Annotated in this window: 20 protein-coding genes and 1 tRNA gene; 20 read left to right on the top strand and 1 reads right to left on the bottom strand. The window is 32.6% G+C overall.

Features of this window, described 5'->3' with window-relative positions; genetic code table 11:
* The first annotated feature begins 44 nt into the window (after positions 1 to 44).
* Positions 45 to 347 (top strand): hypothetical protein, encoded by a 303-nt coding sequence (locus G540_RS0105545; protein ID WP_027107277.1) that lies wholly within the window; start codon positions 45 to 47, stop codon positions 345 to 347.
* Positions 348 to 416: 69 nt separating this feature from the next.
* Positions 417 to 719 (top strand): hypothetical protein, encoded by a 303-nt coding sequence (locus G540_RS0105540; protein ID WP_027107276.1) that lies wholly within the window; start codon positions 417 to 419, stop codon positions 717 to 719.
* Between the two features lie 321 nt (positions 720 to 1040).
* Here G540_RS0105540 and G540_RS0105535 read toward each other — a convergent pair.
* Positions 1041 to 1128 (bottom strand) — tRNA-Ser (locus G540_RS0105535).
* A gap of 163 nt (positions 1129 to 1291) precedes the next feature.
* Here G540_RS0105535 and G540_RS0105530 point away from each other — a divergent pair.
* The 18 genes from G540_RS0105530 (at position 1292) to gshAB (ending at position 19701) form a co-directional block, all read left to right on the top strand.
* On the top strand, positions 1292 to 2710 hold the full coding sequence (locus G540_RS0105530; protein WP_027107275.1) for a C69 family dipeptidase: 1419 nt from the start codon (positions 1292 to 1294) through the stop codon (positions 2708 to 2710).
* A 141-nt stretch (positions 2711 to 2851) separates the two neighbouring features.
* Positions 2852 to 3751: a tyrosine recombinase XerC gene (gene xerC, locus G540_RS0105525; protein WP_027107274.1), complete on the top strand. Its 900-nt coding sequence runs from the start codon at positions 2852 to 2854 to the stop codon at positions 3749 to 3751.
* A 46-nt stretch (positions 3752 to 3797) separates the two neighbouring features.
* The gene (hslV, locus tag G540_RS0105520) at positions 3798 to 4355 is read left to right on the top strand and encodes an ATP-dependent protease subunit HslV (RefSeq protein WP_027107273.1); all 558 of its coding nucleotides are present in this window, start codon (positions 3798 to 3800) and stop codon (positions 4353 to 4355) included.
* Between the two features lie 238 nt (positions 4356 to 4593).
* Positions 4594 to 5031: a hypothetical protein gene (locus G540_RS0105515; RefSeq protein ID WP_027107272.1), complete on the top strand. Its 438-nt coding sequence runs from the start codon at positions 4594 to 4596 to the stop codon at positions 5029 to 5031.
* Between the two features lie 225 nt (positions 5032 to 5256).
* Complete coding sequence (locus G540_RS0105510; RefSeq protein WP_420865050.1) at positions 5257 to 6195, top strand: PhoH family protein; 939 nt, start codon at positions 5257 to 5259, stop codon at positions 6193 to 6195.
* An 11-nt stretch (positions 6196 to 6206) separates the two neighbouring features.
* Positions 6207 to 6686, top strand: a complete 480-nt coding sequence (gene ybeY, locus G540_RS0105505; protein WP_027107270.1) for an rRNA maturation RNase YbeY — start codon at positions 6207 to 6209, stop codon at positions 6684 to 6686.
* Entirely contained in the window at positions 6670 to 7059 is a 390-nt protein-coding gene (locus tag G540_RS0105500; protein ID WP_035463625.1) for a diacylglycerol kinase, read from the top strand. Before ybeY ends, G540_RS0105500 begins: the two co-directional genes overlap by 17 nt.
* A 29-nt stretch (positions 7060 to 7088) precedes the next feature.
* Positions 7089 to 7991 (top strand): GTPase Era, encoded by a 903-nt coding sequence (gene era / locus G540_RS0105495; RefSeq protein ID WP_027107268.1) that lies wholly within the window; start codon positions 7089 to 7091, stop codon positions 7989 to 7991.
* Positions 7992 to 8180: 189 nt separating this feature from the next.
* Entirely contained in the window at positions 8181 to 8381 is a 201-nt protein-coding gene (locus tag G540_RS0105490) for a hypothetical protein (protein WP_027107267.1), read from the top strand.
* A gap of 196 nt (positions 8382 to 8577) precedes the next feature.
* Positions 8578 to 8763 carry a hypothetical protein gene (locus G540_RS0105485; RefSeq protein WP_027107266.1) on the top strand — a complete coding sequence of 62 codons (186 nt, stop codon included), beginning with the start codon at positions 8578 to 8580 and terminating at the stop codon, positions 8761 to 8763.
* 925 nt (positions 8764 to 9688) lie between these two features.
* On the top strand, positions 9689 to 9874 hold the full coding sequence (locus G540_RS0105475) for a hypothetical protein (protein WP_027107265.1): 186 nt from the start codon (positions 9689 to 9691) through the stop codon (positions 9872 to 9874).
* Positions 9875 to 10377: 503 nt separating this feature from the next.
* Positions 10378 to 10560: a hypothetical protein gene (locus G540_RS0105470; protein WP_027107264.1), complete on the top strand. Its 183-nt coding sequence runs from the start codon at positions 10378 to 10380 to the stop codon at positions 10558 to 10560.
* 1378 nt (positions 10561 to 11938) lie between these two features.
* Positions 11939 to 12799, top strand: coding sequence for a hypothetical protein (locus tag G540_RS0105460; protein WP_027107263.1), 861 nt, complete (start codon positions 11939 to 11941; stop codon positions 12797 to 12799).
* 111 nt (positions 12800 to 12910) lie between these two features.
* Positions 12911 to 13690, top strand: a complete 780-nt coding sequence (gene recO, locus G540_RS0105455) for a DNA repair protein RecO (RefSeq protein ID WP_027107262.1) — start codon at positions 12911 to 12913, stop codon at positions 13688 to 13690.
* A gap of 304 nt (positions 13691 to 13994) precedes the next feature.
* Positions 13995 to 14912 (top strand): glycine--tRNA ligase subunit alpha, encoded by a 918-nt coding sequence (gene glyQ, locus G540_RS0105450; protein WP_027107261.1) that lies wholly within the window; start codon positions 13995 to 13997, stop codon positions 14910 to 14912.
* A gap of 1 nt (position 14913) precedes the next feature.
* Positions 14914 to 16992 (top strand): glycine--tRNA ligase subunit beta, encoded by a 2079-nt coding sequence (gene glyS / locus G540_RS0105445; RefSeq protein ID WP_027107260.1) that lies wholly within the window; start codon positions 14914 to 14916, stop codon positions 16990 to 16992.
* A gap of 105 nt (positions 16993 to 17097) precedes the next feature.
* Entirely contained in the window at positions 17098 to 17418 is a 321-nt protein-coding gene (locus G540_RS07310) for a hypothetical protein (RefSeq protein WP_027107259.1), read from the top strand.
* Positions 17419 to 17442: 24 nt separating this feature from the next.
* Positions 17443 to 19701 carry a bifunctional glutamate--cysteine ligase GshA/glutathione synthetase GshB gene (gene gshAB, locus G540_RS0105435; RefSeq protein ID WP_027107258.1) on the top strand — a complete coding sequence of 753 codons (2259 nt, stop codon included), beginning with the start codon at positions 17443 to 17445 and terminating at the stop codon, positions 19699 to 19701.
* The last annotated feature ends 21 nt before the right edge of the window (positions 19702 to 19722 follow it).

The raw sequence follows: 19722 nt of genomic DNA, 5'->3' as shown, positions 1-19722 counted from the left end.
TATATAAGCAGTTAGTCAAGGTAGAAAAAGAGTGAACAATAAAAATGGAAGATGAAGAAAAAAATGACGTGCATTTCACTAAATGGGATATATTTGTGTATTTATTATGTGCTGGATATTTTATAACGACTGATAACATTATAGGCTTTTTAGGTAAAATAAGCTTGATTTTATTTTTCATAGTTGGACCAGCGCTACTCATTATTTCTTTATTCGATAAATTTCAAAAGTGCAGAAAATGGGTGCAATATACTATGGTTGGTGGGTATATGTTATTTGGACTTAGTATGGCGCTTCTTTTTTTGATGTTAATATGTAAATCGTTCTCAGTGATTATTTTCGCTTAAACAAAAAGATAGATAGTGTAGTAATTATATAAGTAGTTAGTCAAGGTAGAAAAAGAGTGAACAATAAAAATGGAAGATGTAGGAAAAAATAGTGTCCATTTAACAAAATGGGATATATTTGTATATTTAGTATGCGGCGGATATTTTATAACGACTGATAACATTATAGGCTTTTTAGGTAAAATAAGCTTGATTTTAGTTTTCATCGTTGGACCAGTGATATTCATTTTTTCTTTATTCGATAAATTTCAAAAGTACAGAAAATGGGCGAAATATGCTATGGTTGGTGGGTATGTTTTATTTTTGATATGTATGGCGCTTATTATTGTAATGATATTTTTAAAATCTGTATGGACTCTGTGGTTTAGTTAAAAATAATAAATAAACAAAAGGAGATAATACAATGAAGAGTACATTGATTATATTTATTGGAATGGTTGTATTATATTTTTATATAAACAGAAGAAACAAGAAAAATTAATTAGATGCATCAAGTTATCGATGAGTTAAAACAGTTAAAACTCTTTTAGGAGAATCTTTACCAAAGATTCCTAACGTATAAGCATTTATTTAAAGTGATAAAAATAATTTTCTTAAAAACAACTAGACAAAATAAAAACGCTCAAGCAAGTGATTTGATTCACTAGGCTTGAGCGTTTTATTTTTCATAATTCATTCTAATGCACACTGATAAGGAGAGTACAGGATTTGAACCTGCGCGCCGGTATTAGCCGGTTCGCCGGATTTCGAGTCCGGTGCATTACCACTCTGCCAACTCTCCATAACAATAATAAATTATATCAATTTCTGTCCGTGCTTGCAATTAGAATTTTATTGATTAACAGATAAAAGCTTTAACTAAAATTAAGATTTAAATTCTGGTAGTTTGGATTAAACAGGTATAAACTAAGAACAATTAAAAAGTGTTTCGGGAGGAATTTTCAATGAATGAACAAGCATGTACTTCAATTTTAGTTGGTAAAAAAGCAACAATCGATGGATCCACAATGATTGCCCGTAACGATGATACTTTTATGCCGATTACACCACAAAGATTTTTGATGCAGCCAGCTGCGCAAAATCGTCATGAAATTTTAAAATCAACACAAAATGGTTTTCAAGCACCACTACCTACTACAGGATATCGTGCCACAATGACACCGAATGTTGAAGTGCAAGAAAAAGGCCTTTATGGTGAAAGTTCCATTAATGAAAAAAATGTCGCTATGTCATGTACGGAAAGTGTTTATGGTAATGAAAAAGCCTTAGCGTATGATCCTTTGGTATCTGATGGTTTGGCTGAAGATTGTATGCAACATATGGTCGCTCCATTTATTAATTCTGCGCGAGAAGGTGTGCGATATTTAGGTGATTTAATTAAAAAATATGGTTCTGCTGAAGGAAATGGTGTCTTATTTGCTGATCAAGATGAAGTTTGGTATATGGAAATTGTAACTGGACATCATTGGGCTGCTACGAGAATTCCGGATGATGCTTATGCGATTGCGGCTAATCAAGTAGCGCAACAACAAATTGATTTTAATGATCCAGATAATTATATGTGGTCCGCTGGATTACAAGAATTTGTGATAGAACATCATCTTAATCCTGATCGAGAAGGTTTTAACTTTAGACGAATCTTTGGTACGGATAATAATAAAGATCGTCATTACAATACACCACGTGTTTGGTATGGCCAACGCTGCTTTAATCCAAGTACTATCCAAGAACCAACTTCTAGCGATTTGCCTTTCATTTGTCGGGCAGAACGTCTGTTAGCGGTGGAAGATTTAGAATATATTTTAGGTTCACACTATAATGAAACACAATATGATCCATTGGGCCAAGGATCACAAGAAGATAAAGTTCGTTTTCGTCCGATTTCGCTCAATCGTACTCAAAATGCACACGTCTTACAAATCAGAAATGATGTACCAAAAGAAAATGCCGCTTTAATGTGGATCTGTTTTGGGGTTCCTTCGTTTGCGCCATTTGTGCCATTTTATACGAATGCACATGATACCGATCCAGCTTGGAGTGAAACACCGCTTAAATATGATATTAAGAGTGCTTATTGGATGTATCGCACATTATCCATGTTAGTTGAATCACATCATAGTAATTTTATTCAAAAAGATTTGGATTATTTGAAAGATTTACGTGAAAAACAAAGAACGATGATTGCGGACTTTGATCAAAAAGTGCAAAACTTAACACCAGCAGAAATTACTGATGAATTAACCCAAGCTAATTACGCTATTTCAGCTGCCATGAAAGATAAAACCATGCAAATGATTGCGGATTTAGTTGTGGAAGGTTTGACATTATCGAAATTAACTTTTGATATGGATAAGAATTTATAATTTGGAAACACTCCTTTTTATAAGGGGTGTTTTTAATTGTTTAAAGACTTGTTAATATTCGTGACATACCTTGACGCTCGGGCGAGGATATTAGAAAATATAAAAGAGTAGTATTTAATAATTTTAATGGTGAGTGAAAAGATGGAACAAGAATGGATTACAGAATTTCAAAAATATTTACGTGTTGAACGACAATATTCTGATGATACAGTGAAAGCTTATAGTCGTGATATCCAAACTTTTTGTCAGTTTATTACTGATAATGGTGGTGCGAAGTCTTTTGCAGAGATTAATAATTTTGATGTTCATGTTTATATGAGTTTTTTATATGATCAAGAATACAAAACGACCAGCATCTCACGTATTATCTCGAGTATGCGTTCGTTTTATCGTTTTTTAGATAAAAGTGAATATGTGACTGAGAATCCGTTTGCGTATGTGCAGTTGAAACGCCAACCGCGTTCTTTGCCGCATTTTTTCTATGAAAAGGAAATGATGGCTTTATTTGAAGCAACGCAAGGTGACGATCCTTTAATGTTGCGAGATAATGCATTATTGGAAAGTTTATATGCCACCGGGATGCGGGTTAGTGAGTGTATTGGTTTGGAAATGAATGATATTGATTATAGTGCGAAAGCGATGTTGCTAAGAGGGAAGGGGAAAAAAGAACGCTACGTACCTTTTGGGCAATATTGTGAAAGTGCGTTAAATGAATATTTTGTGAAAACACGCCAACCTTTAATGGAAAAATATCAAAAAGATCATCAAAAAGTTTTTGTGAATCATCATGGTGAACCATTAACGGCGGCTGGAGTGACTTATATTTTAAATCAAATTGTCAAAAGAAGTAGTTTGACAACAACGATTCATCCGCACGAATTGCGGCATACATTTGCGACACATTTAATGAGTAATGGTGCTGATTTACGTGCTGTACAAGAATTATTAGGTCACAGTAGTTTATCGACAACACAAATCTACACCCATGTGACGACAGAACACTTACAACGGGATTATCGAAAGTATTTCCCCCGAGCTTAAAAATAAGCTAAGATATAATTAGAAGAAAATTGAGGAGGATTTGAAAATGGCAAATGTTTCATTTCACGCAACAACAATTTGTGCCGTTAAACATAATGGTCACAACGCAATGGCCGGTGATGGTCAAGTAACAATGGGAGAACGTGTCATTATGAAAGGCACAGCGCGTAAAGTACGCCGGATTTATAATGATAAAGTAATTGTTGGTTTCGCTGGTAGTGTGGCGGACGCATTTAACTTAGAAGAACGTTTTGAAAAGAAATTAAATGAATATAGTGGTAACTTACAAAGAGCGGCTGTTGAGTTAGCTTTAGAATGGCGCAGTGATCAAGCTTTACAAAAATTAGAAGCCTTATTGATTGTGATGGATGACAAAGATTTATTAATGGTGTCCGGTTCTGGTGAAGTGATCGAACCAGATGATGGTATTTTAGCGATTGGTTCAGGCGGGAACTATGCTTATGCAGCAGCTAAAGCTTTGAAAAAACATGCTACAAATATGACAGCAGCTGAAATGGCGAAAGCGGCAATTACAATTGCTGGAGATATTGATATTTTCACAAACCATAATATTATTTGTGAAGATTTAAGTTCTGAAGATTAATTATTAATAATATATAGTAAAAGCATCTGCTTATAGTAGGTGCTTTTTTATTTGGCTAAAGTTTGATTTAACAACATTTAGATAACTTTTTCTTTTAGGTATAAAATTAAACGTAACACCATAGAAGAAACTAATGATTTTTATAAGTTAACGAAATAAAAAGAGGCGTTTCGGATGAGAACCAGGGCTGGTGGTGCTATAATTAATTTAAAGAGAATTAGGAAGGGAGCACGGATGAATGGGAATTCAAAGAATGACTAAAGCTCAAATCCAACAAAATTTAGCCGATTTAGGTGTGAAGTTGACAGCTGATACTGAGTATCCAATTAGTTTATTAATACATGATTTTACAGCTGATGTGATGTTTCAGAGTATTGATTATGTGACGACAGGCAAATATGCAGGCAAAGAACAATTAGTAGTGTTTATTAACCGGCAGATTCCAGGTGAAGCAGGAATTGTTTTGTATCCGATGAAAGAACCTAAGTTATGTAAATTAGTCTATTCTCAGGTGAAATACACAGAGTTAATTTGGTGTAAAGATATTACAACTCTAAAAGTTCAAAAAGGATTGTTTGTGAAGACGATTCAGCTTAACGATATGCAGGTGGTGATTCGTTCGAAACAAGATGTTCAGACATTAGTGACACTAATCGAAGAAGGGCGTTCAGCTTAATTTTTATTAAATTACAAAAGCATCTCGTTTGGGGTGCTTTTATTGTTATCATAAATCTTAATTTTAGGTGAAAGTGCTTGAAAAAACGGCTCTTTTGATTGAAAAACGGGTCAAATTAAACTAATATAATACATGAATCGGAAATAAATTAGGACTAACCAATTAATATTGATAAAAGGAGACATTTATTTGTCAAAAGAACAATTATTTGAAAAAGAATATTGGATGCGTAATCCGCAATTAGAAGTTTCTTTATTCGGGGTCAATGATGCCCATTTAAAATTAATCGAAGAAACACGTGCGGTAGAAATCCAACCATTCGGGGATAAAATTAAAATTATTGGTCAACAAGCCGATGTCCAACAAGCTTATATGGTGTTGGAAGAATTAACTAACCTTTTAGAAAAAGGTATTAAGATTAGTAGCGCCGATGTTGTTTCAGCTTTAAATATGGCGGAACGGGAAACTTTAGAGTATTTCCGCGATTTATATAACGAAACATTATTGAAAGACTTTAAAAAGCGTTCTATTCGGGCGAAAAATTATAGTCAACGGCAATATGTCAAAGCAATTCGTGATAATGATTTGATTTTCGGGATTGGACCAGCCGGAACCGGTAAAACATATTTAGCGGTGGTAATGGCGGTTGCAGCTTTGAAACGGAATGAAGTTGATCGTTTGATCTTAACACGTCCGGCGGTGGAAGCTGGAGAATCACTTGGTTTCTTGCCAGGTGATTTAAAAGAAAAGGTCGATCCTTATTTACGCCCTGTTTATGATGCTTTACATGCTGTTTTAGGTGTAGAACATACTGAACGGTTAATTGATCGTGGGATTATCGAAATCGCTCCACTAGCGTATATGCGGGGACGGACTTTAGAAAAAGCTTTTGTCATTTTGGATGAAGCGCAAAACACAACAAGTGCGCAAATGAAGATGTTTCTAACTCGTTTAGGTTTTGGATCAAAAATGGTTGTGAATGGTGATAAAACACAAATTGATTTACCTAAAGGTCATAGCCAGAGTGGTTTAGTTGATGCGGAACATATCTTGCAACATCTACCACATATTGCGTTTGTGAAATTCGATGCAGCTGACGTTGTAAGACACCCAGTTGTTTCTGAAATTATTAATGCTTATGCGAAAGAAAATAAGAAGAAATAAGGGAGACGCTAATGGATTTAGAAATCTATGATGAAACACAACAAGTTTCAAAAGAACAAATTGCGTTAATTGAAGATATTTTAGAATTTGCCGGTAAAGAATTGGATTTACCAGAAAATACAGAAATGTCAGTTACATTAATGGACAATGAAGCTATTCATAAAATCAATAAAGAATATCGTGGAGTAGATAAAGAAACTGATGTGATTAGTTTTGCGATTGAAGAAGATGACATCGATGCTTTACCGATTATTATTCCAGAAGATATGGAATTTAGCGAAGCGAAAAATATTGGTGATATTATGGTTTCGATGGATCGTGTGGCAGAACAAGCTGAATATCTAGGTCACTCTAGAGATCGTGAATTAGGTTTTCTTGTTGTCCATGGTTTCTTGCATCTCAACGGATACGACCATATGCGCGCCGAAGATGAAAAAGAAATGTTTGCTTTACAAAATAAAATCTTGGATAATTATGGACTCAAAAGATAATCGAATTTGGAAGAATCGGCGTTTTTATAAATCGTTTTATTATGCCCTAGCAGGTTTAAAAACGGCTTATAAAGAAGAACGCAACTTCCGGTTTCATATTTTAGCTGTAATCCTGGTCGTGATTGCAGGTTTCGTCTTACAAGTTAGTTTAAGTGACTGGCTTTGGTTATTATTAAGTATTAGTATTGTTTTAATTACAGAAGTGATTAATTCTGCAATTGAAAGTGTTGTTGATTTGGCGACGGATTATCAAAAACATCCGTTAGCTAAAAAAGCAAAAGATATGGCAGCGGGTGCTGTCTTGATTGCGGCGATTTTCTCATTGATTATTGCGGCGGTTATTCTTTTGCCGAAAGTGTTAGCTTGGTTTTGAAACTAAGCACTATGAAAGGGATATAATAAATGAATAAAGAATTTCATTCCGGCTTTGTAGCGATTTTAGGCCGTCCGAATGTTGGTAAATCAACATTTTTAAACCGTGTGGTAGGACAAAAAATTGCCATTATGAGTGATAAAGCGCAAACAACGCGTAATAAGATTCAAGGTATCTATACTTCTGATGATGCACAAATTATTTTCATCGATACTCCAGGGATTCATAAACCAAAAAGTCGCTTAGGTGATTTTATGGTGGAATCTGCCTTATCAACTTTAAATGAAGTCGATGCGATTTTATTTATGGTCAATGCAACTCAAAAACGTGGACCTGGTGATAATTTCATTATTGAAAGACTTAAAAATGTTAAAAAACCAATTTATTTGGTAATTAATAAAATTGATCAAATTCATCCAGATCGTTTACTAGAAATTATGGATGATTATCGTCAAACTTTAGATTATAAAGAAATTTTCCCAATTTCTGCTTTAGAAGGAAATAACTGTCCTGAATTAGTAGATTGTTTAATTAATGATTTACCTGAAGGACCACAATTCTATCCAGAAGATCAAATTACTGATCACCCGGAACGTTTTATCGCAAGTGAGTTAATTCGTGAAAAAGTTTTACACTTAACACGTGAAGAAATTCCGCACTCTGTAGCTGTTGTGGTGGAACGAATTGCGCGTGAAGATGAAGAAAAAGTCTTGATCCAAGCAACGATCATGGTAGAACGTAAGAGTCAAAAAGGGATCATTATCGGTAAAGGCGGTAGCATGTTGAAGAAAATCGGTGTGCTAGCTAGAAAAGATATCGAGCTCATGTTAGGTGATAAAGTATATCTAGAACTTTGGGTTAAAGTTCAACCTAACTGGAAAGATCGTAAAATTGATTTAGCTTCCTTTGGCTATAAGCAAGATGATTATTAAAAAATAATGATGCACTACACAAATGTTGGTAAAACAATTTTTGTGTAGTGCTTTTTTATTTTGGTTTTCATTATTCAAAAAGTGGAAAAATCAGCAGTGTTTAGCTAAAGAATCCAGGACAGATATGTTTTTTCGACTTGTTTTGATGTTACAATTAAGATGATAATAATCTATATTGGGGTGATTAGTATGAAAGTTACAAAGGAAAGCATTGATAAAAAATTAGGGTTTGATTGGACAGATTATCCGTCTAAATATGGCATAGAACAAGAGTGTGATATCATTCCGATGAATCCATTCGATGTGTTAGATGATGATGAATTAGATTTTGTAACTGATTATTTGATAGACTTAAAGCTTAAACAAATGTCAAAAATCCAGGAAAAATAGATTATCTACTGATTAAAAATATAAAAATATTTATTCAAAATGGGTTAAGGTGATTAAATTAAATGATGGTAGACACTGGTAAGTAATGATGATCAATTTGTAACGTATGATATTTATAATTTTGATTTAAATGAATATGTGAATACAATTACTTATAACAAGGTTGTTTGTTTTAAATCGTAGCGAGGTGATTTTAATGAAAGTTACAAAAGAAAGCATTGATAAAAAATTAGGATTTGATTTTGTTACGTACAGTTCAGGATGTAGATTAGGTACTGAATGTGATGTAGAAACACCTGACCCTTTTGTAGGACTCACAAGTGAAGAAGAAGATTTTATTATTGAGTATATGTATAACTTAAGAAAGAACGATAAAAAATAAAGTACTCACTCATAACAATATGATTATTCTAGAATGGGCAAAAGGTTATAAAAATTTATCAGTTTTGATTAAAATAAAAAAATTGATGAATTTCAGTAGATATATTGATAATCATGTAGAATATAGTGTAATATAGTTATTGTAAGTTAGTTGAGTACAACCACCTTGTACTTAAAAGAACACAAAAGAAAGGCTTCTTGGTGGGTTCGATTCCCACGTTGTGTTTAAAAATGTGTATGTAAGAACACTGTACTCTTTTGTAGATCTTGGAATAATGTATTCTCGAATACAGGTATAACCTAAGAAAGAACGACAAAGAATCAATAATTTAAAAGCATTCACTTTTTGTGGGTGCTTTTTTTGATACAGAAAAAATTAATGCATTAAAGTTAAATATTATTGATAAGGTAACTTTGATAAAAGTGTGGTTGATATGTTAATATTAGCTTGGATTAATAAATAAAATGTGGTGTGATGGTGATATCTATTGAAATAAAATAAGCTCAGAAGAAATCACTTTAACATTCGAAATCAACGTGATTTTTCTAAGCTTATCGTTAGAATATAGTTGGGATAGATAACCAATTAGCAAAGTAAGTGGTTAAAAAATCCCTTGCTTTGTGTACCTAAATTTTAACAGATATCACTTTATTATGAAAGGTAAATTAAAAGTAGACATAAGATTAGCAACGTGGAAAGAAGCGTTACTTAGTACAGGATCATTAATTGTGCTTGGGGTTATAATTTATAAATTATTTACTTAAATTGTTATTGAACAAACAATAGATAGTAAACATGAGATTTTTTAATTGAATTAGGAGGATGATATTATGAAAAAAGACAAAACAACATATATTATAGCTCTACAAATTCTTAATATTATATTGTTGTTAATGTATATATTCTTGAAATAGGAGTGATAAACATGGCGGTAACTGAATCCAAAAAGAAAGCTAATCTTAAATGGGATAATGCAAATAAAGAAAGAAAACAATATTTAAATAGACGTTCAACGTGCCGTAATTTTATCAAAAAATTAGCCACATTAGAAGATTTAGAAGAAATTGAACAATTACTTCAAGATAGAAAAAATATGTTAGAAAATAGTTAACCACATTATGATTATGACGAAACGCTGTTTTTTAATTAATTGAATGAAATTGCTATATCAATAAAATAAGAAGGGAGGCGTGAGCAGTATATGATAATAAAAAAGAGCCTCAAGGTTCGGACAAACCTAAGGCTCAATTCACTGAATTTGAAATTGTACAAATTAAATTACAAATCATTTCAGTGATTATTGGTTTATTATCTTTAATAGTTGGTATTATATCACTATTAAGGTAATGCGAAGGGGTTAACGCCCCTTTATATCTTTATATTATCATAATCTGCCTAAAAATGAAACTCACACTAAAATTATCGATTGTTAACTTAATTCTTTCAATCGCAACATTAATTGTTTTGGTATTAATATTATTCAAATAAAATTATGAATTTGACTAACTTAAACTTCATTGTTAACTAATAGATTCTGGTTAACATAGATATGTTTTTTCGACTTGTTTTGGTGTTACAATTAAGATGATAATAATCTATATTGGGGTGATTAGTATGAAAGTTACAAAGGAAAGCATTGATAAAAAATTAGGGTTTGATTTTGTGACTTATACTCAAGGTTTTGGGATAGAAAATGAATGTGATATTGAAACGCCTAACCCTTTTAAAATTTTAACAGAAGAAGAAGAGGATTTTATTATTGAATACATGTATAATATTAGCAAAAATGAAAAATAAAAATACTAAAGCATTCACTAACTAGTGAGTGCTTTTTTGATACAGAAAAACTTTAATGCATTAAAGTTAAATATTATTGGTAAGTGAACTTTGATAAAAGTGTAGTTGATATGTTAATATTAGTTTGGATTAATAAATAAAAGGTGGTGTGATGGTGATATCTATTGAAATAAAATAAGCTCAGAAGAAATCACTTTAACATTCGAAATCACCGTGATTTTTCTAAGCTTATCAATAACATATAGTTGGGATAGATAACCAATTAGCAAAGTAAGTGGCTAATAAAACCCTTGCTTTGTGTACCTAAATTTTAACAGATATCACTTTATTATGAAAGGTAAATTAAAAGTAGACATAAGATTAGCAACTTGGAAAGAAGCGTTACTTAGTACAGGATCATTAATTGTGCTTGGGGTTATAATTTATAAATTATTGACTTAAATTGTTATTGAACAAAAATAAAAAAGACGATAACGAAATGAAAATCGTTATCATCTTAATTGAAAAACCACACAGATTGATGAGTTTGTCAAATGTTCTATCAATCTTAGCAATCATAACCGCGTGGTTAATTTATTTATTGAGTTAATACTCAATTCAATTGTATCAAAAATGAGGATAAAATGAAATTAGATAAACATGAATTGCTTAGAATAGTGGCGCTGATATTGTTATGGTTGGCTACAATGTATACAATATTTAAATAGACGTTCAACGTGCCGTAATTTTATCAAAAAATTAGCCACATTAGAAGATTTAGAAGAAATTGAACAATTACTTCAAGATAGAAAAAATATGTTAGAAAATAGTTAACCACATTATGATTATGGACGAAACACTGTTTTTTTAATTAATTGAATGAAATGGCTATATCAATAAAATAAGAAGGGAGGCGTAAGCAGTATATGATAATAAAAAAGAGCCTCAAGGTTCGACCAAACCTAAGGCTCAATTTACTGAATTTGAAATTGTACAAATAAGATTACAATTTATTTCAGTAATTATCAGTATGTTATCTTTAATAGTCGGTATCATATCGCTATTAAAGTAATGCGAAGAGGTTAACGCCCCTTTGTATCTTTATATTATCATAAGCTGCACAAAAATGAAACTCACACTAAAATTATCGATTGTTAACTTAATTCTTTCAATCGCAACATTAATCGTTTTTGTATTGTTATTACTCAAATAAAATTATGAATTTGACTAACTTAAACTTCATTGTTAACTAATAGATTCTGGTTAACAATGAAGTTTATTGTGTTTTTAAAACGTTTTCTTGCTGATGTTATAGTATTTGTTGATATTGATTATTAGCTTGTAGTATTATTAAATTATAGGGTATAAGTTAATAATATATTAGAAAAGAGGCGTTTTTATGAAGAAAATAATCGCTGCATTCGGGATGATTTTTTCAATGGTTTTAATCTTAGCTGGGTGTGGACATAATTTTGAAGGTACATATTATTCCATCTATAATCCAGAAAGTGCGAAACATACACTAGAAATCAAAGATAAAGAAATCATTGATAATTATGATTTACAAACATATGAATACACTAAAGATGAAGATGACAAAGATGCTATTGTTTTAACTCGTTTTGGTGATGTTAAACATAAATTACACTTTGCAGAATACGAAGGTGAAGATTGTATTTTCATCGATAACAGTAAAGAACCATATTGGTGCAAGACTGAAGAAGGTGCCAAAAAGATTAAAAAAGCTCGTGAAGCTAAATTTGAAAAAGAACGTGAAAAACGTCGTAAAGAAGAATTGCGCAAAGAAGAAAATCGTAAAGAAAAAGAATTAAAGGCGATTAAAACAGCTCAAAAAACTTTACCTGAAACATCATGGCAAGGTGAAAATCGCGAAAATTATAATTTGAGTTTCAAAAAAGATACTTTTGTTTTAAATATGTCTTACAGTAATGAATATTTTCCAAAAGATAACTATACCTTAGTAGTGACAGGTAAATATGAAATTAATAAAAAAGTTGTCGATAAAAACTCAAACGGTAAAATGATTAACTTGAAGGTTCAATCTGTTAAAGTTAATGACAAAGATATGTCTTTAGAAGATGTTAGTGGTTATATTAACTTTATCGAAAGTCCAAACAGTGAATATGACAAGAAAGAATACAAGAAACGTGAACTTAAATTAGGTTTAACATTACCTAAGTACGTTGGTGTTAGTCAACGTTTACACGAATCATATACAATCATTTTCATCAAAAAATAAAAATCAACCCTAAATTAAGGAGCTGCTGAGAAATCTCGGCAGCTTCTTTTTTCAAAAGTACGGAATTGTGCTAAAATCAAACAGATAAGATTTTCAAAGGTGGTGAGTTGTATGGCAGTCTATAAAAATGAAGAGTTTGAAGGTATTATTGTTTCGCGTAAAAATTATAAAGAACGTGATATGTTAGTTCAGATGTACACTAATCGTTTTGGTTTTAAGACTTTTTTCGTCCGGGGAGTTCGGAAAAGAGGTTTTAAATTGGCGGCTGCCATCTTACCGTTTACGCAGGGAACTTATATTGGCGATGTTAGTGATCAACATTTGTCATTTATCACAACAGCTAAAGAAATTAAACAATATCAAAATATTTGTAGTGATATTATGTTGAATGCATATGCTTCTTATATTTTGAATTTAGCGCAAGTGGCTTTGCGTGACCAAGAAAAAGCGGCAATGTTGTGGTATCCGCAGATTAAACAAGCTTTGCATTTAATCGATGCTGGTTTAGCCCCGGAAATCATTACTAATGTGATTGAAATTCAGCTGCTAGCTTATTTTGGGGTTAAACCTAATTTGAAGGAATGCGTTATTTGTCAACGATGTGATTTACCGTTTGATTATTCACAAAGTTATGGTGGTTTATTATGCCAACGACACTGGCATCTTGATCCGCAGCGGTTACATTTAGATCAAAAGACGCTTTATTATTTGCGGATGTTTTCCGAATTGGACTTACACAAAATTAATTCCATTAAAGTGAATCCGCAAACTATTCAAAACTTGCGGCGAACTTTAGACTTAATTTATGAAGATAGTGTCGGTATTTATTTGAAAACTAAGAAGTATTTAGATGAAATGAATAAATTGCCAGAATTAAAAGGTTTAGATTGACAAAAAAGAAGCAATCCCTTATTCTTAGATAGAATTTAATAATGCAATTTGATGATGATAAAAAAGGCTATTTAGTAATTTTGAACAGCGACCTTGGATAGTGTAAGCAAGGCAAAAGGACTATGTAGTAGGCGTTTTTGGAGTCGAATGCACAACGAATTAAGCTGCTAGAATTTTCTAGAAGTAGGGTGGAACCGCGATATATCAATTATCGTCCCTATGTGACTTGGATGAGTCGCATAGGGGCTTTTTCTATGTTATTCAGCCAGTCGAAATAATTTAACATTACAAAGGAGTTTTATCGATGACAAAAACATTATCTGTACAAGATATGATTTTAACATTACAACAATTTTGGTCTAAACAAGGTTGTATGTTAATGCAAGCTTATGATACCGAAAAAGGTGCCGGTACAATGAGCCCTTATACATTTTTACGTGCGATTGGTCCAGAACCTTGGAACGTTGCTTACGTTGAACCTTCACGCCGTCCCGCTGATGGCCGTTATGGTGAAAACCCTAACCGTTTATATCAACACCATCAATTCCAAGTATTAATGAAACCATCTCCAAGTAATATTCAAGAATTATACTTAGATAGTTTACGTGCTTTAGGAATTGATCCAGCTGCTCACGATATTCGTTTCGTTGAAGATAACTGGGAAAACCCTTCACTTGGTTGTGCCGGTGTTGGTTGGGAAGTTTGGCTTGATGGGATGGAAATCACACAGTTCACTTACTTCCAACAAGTTGGTGGTTTAGAAGTACGTCCAGTTGCTTCTGAAATCACATACGGTTTAGAACGTTTAGCATCTTATGTGCAAAATGTAGACTCTGTTTATGATTTAATTTGGACAAATGATGTTAAATATGGTGATATCTTCAAACAACCAGAATATGAAAACTCAAAATATGCTTTTGAAGATAGCGATCAAGATATGTTATTAAAAGCTTTTGATACTTATGAAGCAGAAGCTAAAAAACAAATTGAAAATGGTTTAGTTCACCCAGCTTACGATTATATTTTGAAATGTAGCCACGCTTTTAACTTATTAGATGCGCGCGGTGCCGTATCTGTAACAGAACGTGCAGGTTATTTATCACGTATCCGTAACATGGCTAAATCCGTAGCGAAAGTATTCGTACAAGAACGAAAAAAACTTGGTTTCCCATTAATTAAAGATGAAGAATTACGCCAAGAATTATTGAAGGAGGACAAATAAGATGACACAAACATTCTTATTAGAAATCGGTTTAGAAGAAATGCCGGCTCATGTTGTGACACCTAGTGTGGAACAATTAGTCGAAAAAATGTCCAACTTTTTAAAGGAAGAACGTTTAGACTTTTCTGAAATTAAATCTTATTCCACACCACGTCGTTTAGCAGTTGAAGTTGTAGGTTTAGCTGATAAACAAGCTGATATCCAAGAAGAAGCTAAAGGACCTGCGAAAAAAATCGCTTTAGATGCTGAAGGTAACTGGTCTAAAGCTGCACAAGGTTTCGCACGTGGTCAAGGTGTGACAACTGATGATATCTTCTTTAAAGAATTAAAAGGCGTTGAATATGTTTACGTTAATAAATTTATCGCCGGCAAATCAGCTCAAGAAGTTCTTCAAGGTGTTAAAGAAGTTGTGATGGATCTTAAATTCCCAACAATGATGCGTTGGGGATCAAATGATTTTGAATATATCCGTCCAATTCAATGGTTAGTTGCTTTGTTAGATAATGAAGTAATTGATTTTGAAATTTTAACAGTTAAAACAGGTAAGACAACTAGAGGACACCGCTTCTTAGGTGAAACAACTGAAATCGCTGATGCAACTGCTTATCCAGCAGCTTTAGAAGCACAAAGTGTTATTGCTGATGCCGCTGTTCGAAAAGAAATGATTAGAGAACAAATTAACGCTTTAGCGAAAGAACGTAATTGGAAAGTAGATATTGATGAAGATTTACTAGAAGAAGTAAATAACTTAGTTGAATATCCAACTGTTTTCGCAGGTAGCTTTGCGGATGAATATTTACAAGTTCCAGATGAAGTTTTAATTACATCGATGAAAGATCACCAACGTTTCTTCTATGTGATGAATCAAGATAATGAATTATTACCATTCTTCATCTCAGTACGAAACGGGAATGCAGATCATTTAGAAAATGTGATTGCCGGAAATGAAAAAGTGTTAACAGCTCGTTTAGAAGATGCTGAATTCTTCTTCAAAGAAGATCAAACACATACAATTGCTGATTATGTAGAACGTTTGAAAAATGTTACTTTCCATGAAAAAATTGGAACTATTTATGAAAAAATGGCTCGTGTTAAATTAATTGCAGCTTACTTAGCTGAAAAATTAGGTTTAACAGAACAAGAACAAGCTGATGTGGCACGCGCTGCTGAAATTTATAAATTTGATTTAGTCACAGGTATGGTTGGTGAATTTTCTGAATTACAAGGTGTAATGGGTGAAATTTACGCTACATTACAAGGTGAACGACCAGCCGTAGCACAAGCAATCCGTGAAGAATATATGCCAACAAGTGCGCAAGGTGAATTACCTGCTAGTCAAGTTGGGGCTGTATTATCAATTGCTGATAAGTTAGATACATTACAAACATTCTTCGCTGCAGGTATGATTCCAAGCGGTTCTAATGATCCATATGCCTTACGTCGTCAAGCACAAGGTTTGATTCGCATTATTATTGACCGTGGTTGGGATAATGGTTTAGTGACATTACATGAAATGGCACAAACAGTCGCAAAAGAAGGCGGCGACCTTTATCGTGGTGATTTATTCGCAAATCAAGCTGTTGAAGATGAATTTATTATGGAACGTGTTCGTAAGATGTTGTTACAACGAGGCGTTCGTCATGATATCGTGGCTGCTGTTGTAGCTAATCCAGACAATAGTTTTGTGAAAATTATGCAAGCAGCACAAATTTTAGAAAATCATCTAGCTGATGAAGATTTCAAAGAAACAATTGAAGCTTTAACACGTGTGATTCGTTTAGCTAAGAAAGCTCCTGAATTTGCGGTAGATGCGCAAGTTGATCAAGCTCTCTTTGAAAATGAAAGTGAAAAAGCCTTATATCTTGCTTTAGAACATTTAACAACTGAATACCAATCATTAGATCTTGATGGTAAATATGAAGCTTTACATGCTTTACGTGAAGTGATCAATGCTTACTTTGATGAAACAATGATTATGGTTGATGATGAAAAAGTTAAAAATAATCGTTTATTAGTATTATCACGCTTAGCAGCTTTAACAAGTGTCTTTGGTGATTTAACAGAATTAAACGTTAAATAAAGATTGCCTAGGAAACATCTCATAGAAATATGAGGTGTTTTTTTGACGAAAAAATTCAGTAATCAGGTATAATGTAATTAAGTTGAAAGATATAAGGAGAAAATTATGAATTATAAAAAAGTTGCGTTGAATATGTTGATCCTAGCAGCGGTTTATTATATTTTACCGTTAATAGTTTCTATGAATGGCATCATCTGGGTGATTTTAGTAGTTAATCCATTAGCTAATTTGATTTTGAGTTATATTTATACACGTAATGAAATGTGTTTCTGCCAAACATCTCATTTGTTGTACGGATTATATGGGGCGTTATTTATTCCGGCCGTGTATATTTATTACAACTCAACTGCATTAGTATATGTTTTTATTTATATTTTTGCGGCAGCAGTGGGTGGCATCTTAGCGCGAGTAATTAAAAAACGCTAAAGATCAGAAAGGGTGAAATGGATTATGAGTGAATTAGCTGAAATTATTATGGATTCTAGGGTTTTACCGTATTTATGGCAACATAACCTTGGTTTGGAAAAAGAAAGTCAACGTGTTACAACTCATGGTCAATTAGCACAGACTAATCATCCTAGTTTATTAGGCAAGCGCAGATATCATCCTTATCTTCAGACGGATTTTTCAGAATCACAAGTTGAACTTATTACACCTGTAACTAAATCAGTTTCAGAATTAATGAGATGGTTAGCAGCCCTACATGATGTGATTTATCGTACTTTGCCAGAAAATGAATTATTATCACCTTTGAGTATGCCGCCTAGTTTTAGTGATGATTTAACAGAAATTAAAATTGCTCGGTTAGAAAAATATTGTGATGTTTTATATCGTCGTTATTTAGCGAAAACTTATGGAAAAGCCCAACAAATGATTTGTGGTATTCATTTTAATTTTTCTTTTGATGATGAGTTGTTAGACAAATTATATACAGTTAGTCAGACGACTGATTCTTTTAAAACATTTAAAAATGATTTATATTTAAAAGTTGCGCGTAACTATTTACGATATCAATGGTTAATTACGTATTTAATGGGAGCTTCCCCAGTGGCGAATGCTAATTATACAAGTCGTGCCGGTGATTTCCAGGGGACGATGAGAAGTATTCGAAATAGTATTTATGGATATACTAATCATGAAAAATTAAATGTTTCATATGATAATCTAGCGGATTATGTACATGATTTAGAAAAATTGATTCAACAACAAAAAATTATTTGTGAAAAAGAATATTATGCACCAGTCAGATTGAAAGGTGGAGCTAGTTTAACGGAATTGTTAGAAAATGGAATTGAATATATTGAATTACGTAATATTGATTTAAATCCATTTTCAGCATATGGTGTCACAAATGAACAAATTAGTTTTTTACAAGCTCTTATGGTGTATTTAGCTTATTTACCAGAAAACGATGAATTAAATACAATGGAACAAGGAAATAAAATTAGTAAAATAATTGCAGCCGAAAAACCTAATGAAGTGTCGCAATACCAAATGTTAGGTTTACAATTCTTAGCCGGTTTTGAAGAATGGATACAACGAATTAATGCAGATATCGATGATCAAGTTATCCAACAAGCTAAGCTTTATTTTGAAGAACCAAAAGAAACTTTATCTGCACGCTGGTTACAACAAATTCATTTTGATCAAACAAAAATCAGTGTACAATTCGCTTTAGAAAATAAACAAGAAGCGCTTTTAAAACCATATCAATTAGCTGGTTTTACAACGATGGAATTATCAACGCAAATCTTAATGTTTGATGCAATTCAAAAAGGAATTCAAGTGAAAGTGTTAGATGAATCTGAACAATTTATTCAATTACAATATAAAGGGCATATTGAGTATGTCAAAAATGCTAATATGACAAGCAAAGATAACTATATTGTACCGTTAATGATGGAGAATAAATTAGTTACGAAAAAAGTTCTTCAAACAGCCGGATATCAAGTTCCAAAAGGGATAGAATGCAATGCCATAGAAGAAGCTAAAAAATATTATCCAAAATTTGCCCAAAGTGGTTTCGTTATCAAACCAAAATCAACTAATTTTGGTTTAGGTATTACTATTTTTAAATCGGGTGCTAAAGAGCCGGAATATCAATTAGCTTTAGAAAGAGCTTTTCAGCAAGATAAAACTGTTTTAATAGAAGAATATGTACCAGGAACAGAATATCGCTTCTTCGTGTTAGACGGGGAAGTTAAATCAGTTATTTTACGAGAACCTGCGAATGTGATTGGTGATGGTAAACATACAATTGCACAATTAGTGGCTTTGAAGAATGAGAGTCCTTTACGTGGTTCACATTATCAAACTCCTTTAGAATTCATCAAGTTAGGAGAAATTGAACAGTCTTTATTAGCTCAACAAGGATTAACCGTTGCTGATATCTTGCCTAAAAACCAAAAAATCTTTTTAAGAGTTAATTCAAATGTTAGTACCGGCGGAGATTCTATTGATGTCACGGATCAGATTCCATTTGAATATCAAAAAGTCATTGCTGCAGCGAGTGATGCTTTAGGTGCGAAAGTTTGTGGTTTGGATGTCATTATTACAGATCCAAAACAAAAGGTGACAGCTCCTGGAGCGTACAGCATTATTGAAGCGAATTTTAATCCAGCAATGCATATGCATGCTTATCCATATAAAGGAGCAAGTCATCGCTTAACGATGGATATTTTAAAAATGTTGTATCCTGAATTAGAATAAATGATTTGAATGAAAGGACGT

It is taken from the genome of Ligilactobacillus ceti DSM 22408 (genome assembly GCF_000423245.1).
GTDB lineage: Bacteria > Bacillota > Bacilli > Lactobacillales > Lactobacillaceae > Ligilactobacillus > Ligilactobacillus ceti.
The sequence above is the reverse complement of the archived record's forward strand: the minus strand, read 5'-3'. Positions and strand labels throughout refer to the sequence as shown.